Origin of the sequence: Nocardia sp. NPDC050175 (genome assembly GCF_044459885.1) — a bacterium.
In the GTDB taxonomy this organism is placed as follows: domain Bacteria; phylum Actinomycetota; class Actinomycetes; order Mycobacteriales; family Mycobacteriaceae; genus Nocardia.
In genome coordinates this window covers 61,602-71,789 of the sequence record NZ_JBITJI010000019.1, presented here as the reverse complement: position 1 = coordinate 71,789, position 10,188 = coordinate 61,602, and the positions used below count along the sequence as shown (strand labels likewise).

General features: G+C 66.3%; 7 protein-coding genes. 3 read left to right on the top strand and 4 right to left on the bottom strand.

Annotated elements, in window-relative coordinates; genetic code table 11:
- The first annotated feature begins 3,261 nt into the window (after positions 1-3,261).
- The 3 genes from ACIBK2_RS41830 (at position 3,262) to ACIBK2_RS41820 (ending at position 6,367) form a co-directional block, all read left to right on the top strand.
- Positions 3,262-4,218: a ParA family protein gene (locus tag ACIBK2_RS41830; protein ID WP_228540497.1), complete on the top strand. Its 957-nt coding sequence runs from the start codon at positions 3,262-3,264 to the stop codon at positions 4,216-4,218.
- 70 nt (positions 4,219-4,288) lie between these two features.
- Positions 4,289-5,338: a ParB/RepB/Spo0J family partition protein gene (locus ACIBK2_RS41825; RefSeq protein ID WP_396976088.1), complete on the top strand. Its 1,050-nt coding sequence runs from the start codon at positions 4,289-4,291 to the stop codon at positions 5,336-5,338.
- 294 nt (positions 5,339-5,632) lie between these two features.
- Positions 5,633-6,367, top strand: a complete 735-nt coding sequence (locus tag ACIBK2_RS41820; RefSeq protein WP_396976241.1) for a GNAT family N-acetyltransferase — start codon at positions 5,633-5,635, stop codon at positions 6,365-6,367.
- A gap of 60 nt (positions 6,368-6,427) precedes the next feature.
- Here ACIBK2_RS41820 and ACIBK2_RS41815 read toward each other — a convergent pair whose 3' ends face one another.
- The 4 genes from ACIBK2_RS41815 to ACIBK2_RS41800 form a co-directional block, all read right to left on the bottom strand.
- Positions 6,428-7,621 (bottom strand): N-acetylmuramoyl-L-alanine amidase, encoded by a 1,194-nt coding sequence (locus tag ACIBK2_RS41815; protein ID WP_396976086.1) that lies wholly within the window; start codon positions 7,619-7,621, stop codon positions 6,428-6,430.
- Between the two features lie 189 nt (positions 7,622-7,810).
- Positions 7,811-8,149 (bottom strand): thioredoxin, encoded by a 339-nt coding sequence (gene trxA / locus ACIBK2_RS41810; protein ID WP_150400455.1) that lies wholly within the window; start codon positions 8,147-8,149, stop codon positions 7,811-7,813.
- Positions 8,150-8,238: 89 nt separating this feature from the next.
- Positions 8,239-9,225: a thioredoxin-disulfide reductase gene (gene trxB, locus ACIBK2_RS41805; protein ID WP_396976083.1), complete on the bottom strand. Its 987-nt coding sequence runs from the start codon at positions 9,223-9,225 to the stop codon at positions 8,239-8,241.
- A gap of 153 nt (positions 9,226-9,378) precedes the next feature.
- Positions 9,379-10,170, bottom strand: coding sequence for a hypothetical protein (locus tag ACIBK2_RS41800; RefSeq protein ID WP_396976081.1), 792 nt, complete (start codon positions 10,168-10,170; stop codon positions 9,379-9,381).
- Between the last annotated feature and the right edge of the window lie 18 nt (positions 10,171-10,188).

Here is a 10,188-nt window from a genome sequence, read left to right as displayed (position 1 = left end):
GGGTCGCGTCGGCAGGCAAGCGGCGGATCGATCTGTATCGGATGTTTCACGGGAAACGTGGATCGCTTCGGATCGTCTGGCGGGAAACCTGAATCGGGATTGTGCCGGGTTTGCGCCCGGCGCACTCCGCTCGATCAAGAGCCGAATCTCCCTGTCGGAAGGACGGATGGGCGACCTCGGCAGAGCGTTGTGGCAGCCGGTTTCACATGAAACGTTGGGACGGCGGTGGGTGCCCTGTCGTACTCGCGGGGATGCGGCCACACGGATGCGATGCGGTGGAGGTCGAAAGATCGGCATGCGCAGAACCGTTTGAGGCAGTCGAGTCCGATGCCGGAACTCAGCGAACGGCGTGAGTGCGCATGCGGGTCGGTTGCCCTTGACCGGTCCATCCACCGGGCCGGACTGCTCACATGTAGGACTCGCGAGACGTCCGTCGACTAGGAAGCACTTCCCTGCTTGGCGTTCACCAAGCCTGTGCGAGCGGTCGAGAGAGGCTGCATCGGGATGTGCCGGTGGACGCCCGGCCCCCGCGGTTCGATGGGGAGACGAATCTCCCTGTCGCAAGGACAGATGGGTGACTCCCCCTCGGTCCGTGTCGGACGGTTTCACATGAAACATCGGGAGCGGTGATGCTTGTGGTGCTCAGGTCGGCACGCACAAAACCGGTTGAGGAAGACGGGCCGATGCCCCGACCTCAGCGCGTTGCGTCAGTGCGCATGCGAGTTCGGGTTGTCCTTGTCAGGTCCGCGCGCCGGGCCGGACTGCTTACATGTAGGACTCGCGAGGAGACCGTCAATCGGCACGCTCTCTCCCCGCAGTTCCGCTTGGCGTCACCAAGCCCGTGAGCGATCGCGAGGCTGTGTCACTTGCGGGCCGCGCTTGGCCGGGCCGGCTGAGGCAGCCGAACCTGATTCGCGACGACCCATGACGTGTGCGGGATCGGCTGCGCGTTCCCCTCGTGAGGTTCCGCGAATCGAATCGACTCCCCCGGCAGTCCCGAGAGGTTGCGTCGGTTGCGGCCTTGCGTGGTCGGGCCGACTGAGGCGGCCGAACCCGGTCCGCGACGACCCGTGGCGTGTGCGGGATCGGCTGCGCGTTCCTCTCGTGAGGTTCCGCGAATCGAATCGACTTCCCCCTGGCAGTCCCCGAGAGGCTGCGTCACTTGCCGGGCCTTGCGCGGTCAAGGCCGACTGCCGCCGCCGAACCGATCTGGACCGTGTGTTGCCGGTGGCGTGCGTGGCTCCCGGCCGCGTAATCGTGAGTCCTTATCGATCGGCCACGCGCTCCCCGGTTCGTTTCCGCGCAGGCCGCACCGAGTCCGCGAACGGTCGCGACGCGGCGTCGATTGCAGACGCCGCGCCGTCCTCGGACCGGCTGAAGGCGTTGAGTCGATCCGAACTTTGCGCTGCCCTGTGGAATACGCGGGGTCCGGCGGTGCACTCACGAGTCTGTGTCGATCGGCCACGCGCGGTCCGGTTCGTTCCCCGAAATCCTCACCAGACCTGTGGACGGCCAACAGGGTCGCGTCGCTTGCTGGCACACCGACGGGCGGACCCGATCCTGACTCCGGGCTGTCCTGTGGTTTGCGCGGGGCCGGTTGCGCGCCCGCGGGAGGTTCCGTCGATCGGCACGTTCGGGGCGCAGCTGATCCCGTGCACGCTGACACCGAGAGTGCGCGAGGGATCGGTTGCGTGGCGGTCCGAACGCGCAGACCGGATCTCGTGCGCTGGGGTACTCGCAAGTCTCTGTCGATCGGGGGCACACTCGCTCAGCCTTTCCCTGCGCTCTCCAAAGCTGCAACGGTTCGGTCGAGTCCGCTCGGTTTCACGGGGAATCAAATCTGCGCGTCGCAGGGACTGGTGAGTGACTCCCCGGGTCCCGTCGGGCGGGCTCGGTCACGGGGATGTATTGGTTATGGCATGGACGTGCGGCCGGGTCGCGGGAGTTGAATCCGAGCTCGATCGCGCGATGCCCCAGAGGTGTACGTCGGTCTGGTTCCCTGGCGATCCACGGCGGCGGTCGGCTCGTGCACCATGCGGGATTCACGATGTTGCTCCGCCGATTGGCAGGGGCTGCCCACGCAGTTCCCCCAATGTCAGCGGACGGTCCAGGGCCTCGGTTGCGGCGCGCATGGCGAGGCCAACTGAGGCGGTGAACTGGTGTACGACTTAGCGCGGGTCGACATTAGACGCATCCGGGCGCGCGGTGGTGAACCGGCATACGACTCAGCGTCGGTTGGCGTCGGGCGCGTCCGGGTGGGACGGTTCGTACGCACGCCCCCCGGGACCGATACAGCACGACTCGTGAGTCTTCGTCGATCGGGACACGCTCGGCCACTCCCCCGCAGGAGCCCCAAAGCCGTGAGTTGTCGGTCGAGTCACGGGCTCGCTCTTCCTCCGTCGGAATCGGAGCTCCCCGGCGCGGGGGACAGCGCCGGACAGACGAGCGATTCTCGGGGGCGCGTGTCGGGTGGTTTCACATGAAACATCGGGAGGCGGTGCTGCCCTGTCGTGCTCGCGGGGCGGGTCACTCAGAGATGAGTCTCGGCTTGCGTGACGGGGGTGGGCAGACGAGCCCCGAGGTTCGGCGCGGGTTGGGATGAGGGCCCTTGCGGGTCTGGGCACATGGCGGTCCGCACGCGTTTGAGGCAGGGAAGGCCGAGCTCGACTGATCTTGTCCTGCGGAGTAGCTAGGTCAGGTTCTGTTGCGGGTTTGCACCTAGCAGCCGGGCGACGCTCCCTGTGGAACTTGCAGGGCCCCTTCGCTGATCGGCAGACACTCGTCCAATCGCGTTGCGGTGGAGTTATCAAGTTCGCCCACGGTCAGCGGAGTGCGCTGGTTTCGGGTCGGCCTGCCGAGGTCCGTGGACGCGAATCTGCTTGGGATGACCCGTAACCCTGTTGGCGGGCGCAGTGTTTCATGTGAAACATCGGGGATCGGGGTGGAATTGGGGCAGTTTCGCGTGTCGTGTGTGCATTGCCGCGATTCAGCTTTCTTATCGCGCTCGGTGCTGGCAAGCTAGTGGGCGTCGGGCGTGAGCGTAGGTGCCACGGAGGATTTGGTGTCGCGACGAGAGCTCCGCTCGGTCGATCGGGCGCCGCGAACCCGGTTGCGCATCATGTTCGTACCGACACCAGCTGTTTGATGACACGGCGCCGACGCTCGTCGGAAGCACGTGATCTGAAGTTCTCGGGTTAGGAGCTGTCTATGTCGAGCGGTCCGTCGAATGTTTCACGGGAAACTACGTCGCGCGTGCCGGGAATGCTGGACTCCAGCAATTTCGACACAGAGACATTCGGAAGCACACCGTTCGGGAACATCTCCCCCAGCGAGACCCCGATCGCGGCCGAAGCGCAACGCGCCAGCCAGATTCTCCATCCAGGAAAGGTGACAGTGCAGAAACCGCACGAGCAACGCATCATCACCATCGCCAATCAGAAGGGCGGCGTCGGCAAGACGACCACCGCGGTTAATCTCGCGGCCGCTTTGGCGCATCAGGGGATGACGGTCCTCGTGATCGACCTGGACCCGCAGGGCAATGCCAGCACCGCCCTCGGGATCGAGCACCACTCTGGTGTTCCGTCCAGCTACGAACTACTCATCGGCGAGGTCTCGGTCCGGGACGCGATCCAGCAGAGCCCGCACAATGAGCGGCTGCTGTGCATCCCGGCGACGATCGATCTGGCCGGTGCGGAGATCGAACTGGTGTCGATGGTGGCCAGGGAGGGTCGGCTCAAGGCCGCCATCCAGGAGGCCAATATCGCCGGTTACGACATCGACTACGTGATGATCGACTGCCCGCCGTCGCTCGGCCTGCTGACCGTCAACGCGATGGTCGCGGCCAAGGAGGTGCTGATCCCGATCCAGTGCGAGTACTACGCGCTGGAGGGTGTCGGGCAGCTGCTCCGCAATATCGGTCTGGTGCAGGCGCACCTGAATCCGGACCTGCATGTGTCGACGGTGATCCTCACGATGTACGACGGCCGGACCAAGCTGGCCGACCAGGTCGCCGAGGAGGTCCGCGGGCACTTCGGTGATGTGGTGCTGCGGTCGGTGATTCCGCGCAGTGTGAAGGTGTCCGAGGCGCCGGGCTACGGCATGACGGTGCTCGATTACGATCCAGGTTCCCGAGGCGCGATGAGCTACCTCGATGCCGGGCGTGAAATGGCGGCCAGGGCGACGGCGATGGCGCATGCCGCCGCCGAAGCTGCGGAGTGATCTGGCCGGATGAGCGCCGGGTCGGCAAGACCCGGTTTGGTGGCGGAACGAGGAAGGGGTCTGTAGACCGATGAGTCAGGCGAAGAAGGGTGGGCTAGGGCGCGGTCTTGCCGCGCTGATCCCGACGGGACCGGCGACTGCGCCGGGGCTCAGCAGTCAAGCGGCCAGCGTCATCGGTCTGGATCCGATCGGGCCGCAGCCCGCGTCGGCCTATCTGCATCGGGTCCCCGACCCGACCGAGGACGACCTCTCCGCCGGCGGCGCGGTCTACCGCGAGATTCCGCCGGACCAGATCGAGCCGAACCCGAAGCAGCCGCGTCAGGTGTTCGAGGCCGAGGCGCTGGACGAGTTGGTGCACTCGATCAAGGAATTCGGTCTGATGCAGCCGATCGTGGTGCGTCGGGTCGAGCCGGGTGTCGACAAGTATCAGCTCGTGATGGGCGAACGCCGGTGGCGCGCTTCGCAGGTCGCGGGTCTGACCGCGATCCCCGCGATCGTCCGGGAGACCGCCGACGAGTCGATGTTGCGCGATGCCCTGTTGGAGAACATCCACCGGGTGCAGCTCAACCCGTTGGAAGAGGCGGCGGCCTATCAGCAGCTGCTGGAAGAGTTCGGCGTCACCCACGAGGTGCTCGCCGATCGCATCGGTCGTTCGCGGTCCGCCGTCACCAACATGATCCGGCTGCTGAAGCTGCCGATCTCGGTGCAGCGTCGGGTTGCGGCGGGTGTGCTTTCGGCCGGACACGCGCGAGCGCTGCTCGGGCTGACCGCCGGGGTGGACGCGCAAGAGGAACTAGCCAAGCGCGTGGTGGCGGAGGGACTATCCGTCCGCAGCACCGAGGAAGCCGTCATCCTGGCAAACCAGGAAACGACCCCGGAGCCGGTGGCGGATCCGACCGCGCCGCCGGAGCCGAAGCACAAGCCGTTGATCGCGGCGGGCATGCAGCGATTCGCGGAGCGGCTGGCCGACTCGTTCGATACGCGGGTCATGGTGAGCATGGGCAAGCGCAAGGGCAAGATCGTCGTCGAGTTCGGCTCGCTCGAGGATCTCGAGCGCATTGCCAGCCTGATGGGCCAGAACCCTCAGCTTGTGACGGAAGTGACAGAAAAAGACTTGTGAATGCGACAGGTACCGCCCTGGGAGCCGAAACGTCACTGTGACGGCGCGTGAATTCCGCAAGTTAGCGGAGCGCACGATCTCCCGGACGGACCAACACAAGTTCTTAACCAACAGCACAGCGACGTGGAATGAGGCGGGTTCTGTTGATCGCTTATTCTTGCTGGCAAGAACATAGTGATGCGGTGTGAGAGTGCGAACCGTGCGTCAGTGTGCCTCGCGCAGGCTCGAGCCGAGCGCGAGCGAGGCGCGGACATGAGCGTGGACGAATCGGACAGCTGGAGGCTGAGCAGAGCAGTGTCGACCAGCGTCACAGCACTTACCCTCGGCGAGCTCGACAAGCTCCCCGCGCACTCCCGGCGCTGCGTGTTCTGGGAGATGGATCCGGCCGTCGCCGAGGACTCCCGCGGCTTCAGCGATCCGGTCTTCGAAAAGGAGGCCTGGCTCTCCACGGTGCTGCTGGAGTGGGGCTCCTGCGGACAGGTGGCGAACGTCGACGGCAACGTCGCGGGGTGTGCCCTGTATTCGCCGCCGAGCGCGGTACCGCGCGCCACCCTCTTCCCCACCTCACCGGTGAGCCCGGACGCGGTCCTGCTGACCACGCTGCAGGCCGAATTCCCGTACCGGGATAACGAGGTTGCCCATCAGCTGATGCAGGCCGTGGTGGCCGATCTGGTGCGTCGTGGCGTGCGCGCGCTGGAGGCGTTCGGCATCCGGTCCGATCCGCCGTCGCAGGCGCTGTCGGAGCGCTTCGGCTCGATGACGCTGATGGAGCGGATCATCTCGCCGATCAAGGGTTCCGGGGCGAACGCACCGGGTTCGATGACCGAGTGCTCGCCGGAGACCTGCATGATCGAGGCCGACTTCCTGGAGGAGGTCGGTTTCAAGGTGATCGCGCCGCACCACCGGTTCCCGCGGCTGCGCCTGGAACTCGACTCCGATCACGGGTGGAAGGAAGACGTGGAGCGCGCGCTCGACCAGCTGCTTGCCGCCGCGGCGATGACTCCCCCGGCCCGCGTCGGAGTGCGCTGAGTCTCTCTATAAAGAAACACCCCCTGCCGATCAGATCGGCAGGGGGTGTTTCGTTCTCAGCTACATGCGGTCGGCGGCGGCAAGTTCCTCCGCCAGCAGTTCCGCGAAAGTGTATGTGCCCGTTGGCTGATCATCCTGCCCGAGCAGGTACAGCCGCTTGACCGAGATCAGGATGGCCTCGGCGATCACGTCGCGCATGCGCGGATTGGTGAGCACGGTGGCGTCGTAATCATTTGTCAGATAACCGATATCGATCTGGACGGTCGGCATCTTGGTGAGCCGCAACAGATCCCACGTCCTGGCGTGCGTCCGGCAGTCCTGCAGCGAGGTGCGTGCGACGACCTCACGCTGGATGAAGCCGGCCAGCACCTGACCGATCATCGACGCCGAGCCGTGCGAGTTGCCGAAGTAGAACCCTGCGACGCCGTTGGCGAGCGGGCTCGGATTGGTCGCGCAGCGCAGCGAGATCATCAGGTCGGCATCGAAGGTATTCGAGGTGTCGGCGCGCTCGGCGTCGGTCCGGTTGCGTCCCCACGGCCGCGACAGGAACGTCTCCATGCCGGTGGCCGCCATCCGGCCTTCGAGCCGACTTGCCAAGTCCCACAGGATTTCCGACTCGTACACCTCACCGAATTCGGTCGGCACCGGATGTCCCTTGTCGGGTCCGCCCAGACCCGGGTCGATGACGATGCGCTTGCCGGTGAGCTGCGGCCCGGCCCGATGCACCACCTCTTCCTCGGCGATCCGATGCGGATTGCCGCCGGTGACGCGGGCGCCGAGCAGGTCGAGCGAGCGGAGCGTGTCCGGTCCACAGATACCGTCCGCGGCCAGCCCGATCTCGCGCTGGAAGGAGGACAGTCCCTCGTGCGTGTGCGGGCCGAAGTAGCCGTCGACCCGATGCACGTAGAAGCCGAGGTCTTGCAGCTTGCGCTGCAGCGTCGCGACGTCGTCGCCGTATAGCGGCGCGGAGAGCTGATAGATCAGCGTGCGCGCACCGAGGCGGTAGGACGCCTCTTTCAGCGCTCGGTAGGTGGCCGGGCCGACCACACCGTCGACGAGCAACCCGCGATGTTGCTGGAACGCGCGGACCGCCGAGTCGAGCCGGTGGTCGAAGGAGGCCTCGGTGTCTTTCCAGTACTCGCGTGCGTCGGCGTGCTCGGTATCGACGTGTGCGTGTAAGAACCCGAGACTTGCCAGGGTGCTCCGAACCTCTGCTACGGCTGGACCGCTATCGCCGTGACGAAGTCGGTGCATGCGTGAGAGCCCTTTCCTTCCGTCAATCCGGGTACCCACTCATGCGATGGGATACACCCTGCGCACGACCGGTGTCGGTCGATTGTCTCAGACCCGGACGGGAATTCGGCATTCCCAGGTCCAGGCATCCTACGGCGCGTCGATGGTTCTCGACGGCCTTTGGCGCCTATGGCATCTGCGCGACAGGTGTCAGATTTCGCCGTCGAGTTCGCGCAAAAGGGCGGCTTTGCCCTTCGCACCGACGATCTGTTTCACCGGCTTACCGCCGCGGAACAGCATCATAGTGGGCAGCGAGAGGATCTTGTAATCGCGGGCGGTGCCGGGATTGGCGTCGACGTCCACTTTCGCGACGGTCAGCTTGTCCGCGTGGGTGCCCGCGATCTCTTCCAGCACCGGGGCGACCATCTTGCACGGGCCGCACCAGGTGGCCCAGAAGTCGACGAGGACGGGCTTCTCGCTGAGCAGTACGGCATCGGCGAAGGTCGCGTCGGTGACGGTGATCGTGTTCTTGGTGGCGCTGTCGGACATGGGATTCTCCTTGCTGAATGGCGGGGCTCACGGATCAGTGCGGGCCCCAGGCCCGTCGCCCGCAGCGCGGGCGACGGGGAAGAGCGAGGTCAGTTGGCGGGCACGGCGACCGTGTGGCCCGCGTGATCCAGGGTGTTGGAGCTGATGTCGCCCTGTTCGGCGAGCCAGCGCTCGGCGTCGATGGCCGCGCGGCAGCCGGTGCCCGCCGCCGTGATCGCCTGGCGGTAGGTGTGGTCCACCAGGTCACCCGCGGCGAACACACCGGCCACCTCGGTCGCGGTGGACGGGTGCACCACCTGCACGTAGCCCTCGTCGTCCAGCTCGACCTGGTCGCGGACCAGCTCGCTGCGCGGATCGTGGCCGATCGCGACGAACAGGCCGGTCGCGGCCAGCTCCGAGGTCTCCCCCGTGCGGGTGTCGCGCAGCACCAGGCTCGTCACGCTGCTGTCGCCCTTGACCTCGGCGACCTCGGCGTTGAGCCGGAACTTGATCTTCTCGTTGGCCTTGGCCCGCTCCAGCATGATGCGCGAGGCACGGAACTCCTCGCGCCGGTGCACGATGGTGACGCTGGCGGCGAACTTGGTGAGGAAGGTGGCCTCCTCCATCGCGGAGTCGCCGCCACCGACCACGACGATGTCCTGGTTCTTGAAGAAGAAGCCGTCGCAGGTGGCACAGGCGCTCACGCCGCGGCCGAGCAGTTCCTGCTCACCGGGCACGTTGAGGTAGCGGGCGGCCGAGCCCATGGCCAGGATCACCGCGTAGGCCTGGTAGGTCTCGTCACCGACGGTGACCGTCTTGATCGGCCCGCTGAGGTCGAGGGCGTCCACGTCCTCGGTGCGAATCTCGGCACCGAAGCGCTTGGCTTGCTCGCGCATCTCTTCCATCAGATCCGGGCCCATGATGCCCTCGCGGAAGCCGGGGAAGTTCTCCACCTCGGTGGTGGTCATCAGGGCGCCGCCGAACTGGGTGCCTTCGAACACCAGCGGCTGGAGCTCGGCCCTGGCCGCGTACACGGCAGCCGTGTAGCCGGCAGGTCCGGAGCCGACGATGATCAGGTCGCGAACTGGCGCACTCATGAGGCCCTTCCGGGGGAGAAATCAATGGACGTCTCGGTCAACAACAGGGTAATGGCTATTGTTCCTGCGCCGAGCCGGTCCCACGTGAGGTTCGGCTCAGTGCGGTGACGGAGGCGTTCAGGCGGCAGCGAGCGCGATTGTCGCGTGGGTCACTCAGCCGATGTCCTGCACGGTGAGGCGTTGCGGATCGTCTGTGGTGCAACCGGTTCCGACGATGAGCGCGGTGATCTTCGGGGTGCGCGGGCCGGTGAGCAGGATCAGCACCGCGTCCTGGTTCTGATAGCGGAAGTTGTTCGAGCCGAGGATGGTGCGGTCGAGTCCGTTGGCGTGCACGCAGCGTTCCCTGGCGGCCGGGCTGCCGAGCAGGCCGGTGGCGTCGTTGCGGCCGAGCGCGCTGAGCAACGCGGGTGCGTTGAGATCGTCGCCGAGCGGGACGCTGTTCGAGGTGGGCTGGGCCGACGGGGTGCCGTCGTTGCCACGCACCACGGTGAGCGCGATCGACGCGCAGGCGACGACCGCCACCGCGGCGGCCGCGGCGGTGAACCAGCGCAACCTGCTGCGGCGGCGCTCATCGAGCGAGATCGGCGCGGCGGGCGGCGTGGAAACCGCTGTGACTTCGGTGTTTTCGGACTCGGCCGAGCGCGGCAACTGGTAGATGGTGGCGCCCGCCTCGGTGGGCTCCTCGGCCAGGTCGAAACCGTCCACGAACTGTTCGAGCCGGGCGGCGATGTCGTCGGGCATCGCATGGATGATCCGGTCGCTGCGGCCGAGCGCGCGCAGTTCGGTGGTCACGTCGTCCAGGGCGTGCACGAAGCGCAGCGCGTGACCGTCTTGCCGGACCGCGGGCCACAGGTGTTCCCGTAGCTCGGGCGTTACATTGTCCGCGTGCAGGTCGGCGAGCAGTTCGGCCGAGAACGGAGGTTGTGGCATCGACCGGGTTGCCATCGCACCTCCAGTGTTCTC

Excerpts from the sequence above, each read along its gene's own strand:
- ACIBK2_RS41830 (WP_228540497.1), top strand. The coding sequence starts at position 3,262 with ATGCTGGACTCCAGCAATTTCGACACAGAGACATTCGGAAGCACACCG.
- ACIBK2_RS41825 (WP_396976088.1), top strand. The coding sequence starts at position 4,289 with ATGAGTCAGGCGAAGAAGGGTGGGCTAGGGCGCGGTCTTGCCGCGCTG.
- ACIBK2_RS41815 (WP_396976086.1), bottom strand. The coding sequence starts at position 7,621 with ATGCACCGACTTCGTCACGGCGATAGCGGTCCAGCCGTAGCAGAGGTT.
- trxA (WP_150400455.1), bottom strand. The coding sequence starts at position 8,149 with ATGTCCGACAGCGCCACCAAGAACACGATCACCGTCACCGACGCGACC.
- trxB (WP_396976083.1), bottom strand. The coding sequence starts at position 9,225 with ATGAGTGCGCCAGTTCGCGACCTGATCATCGTCGGCTCCGGACCTGCC.
- ACIBK2_RS41800 (WP_396976081.1), bottom strand. The coding sequence starts at position 10,170 with ATGGCAACCCGGTCGATGCCACAACCTCCGTTCTCGGCCGAACTGCTC.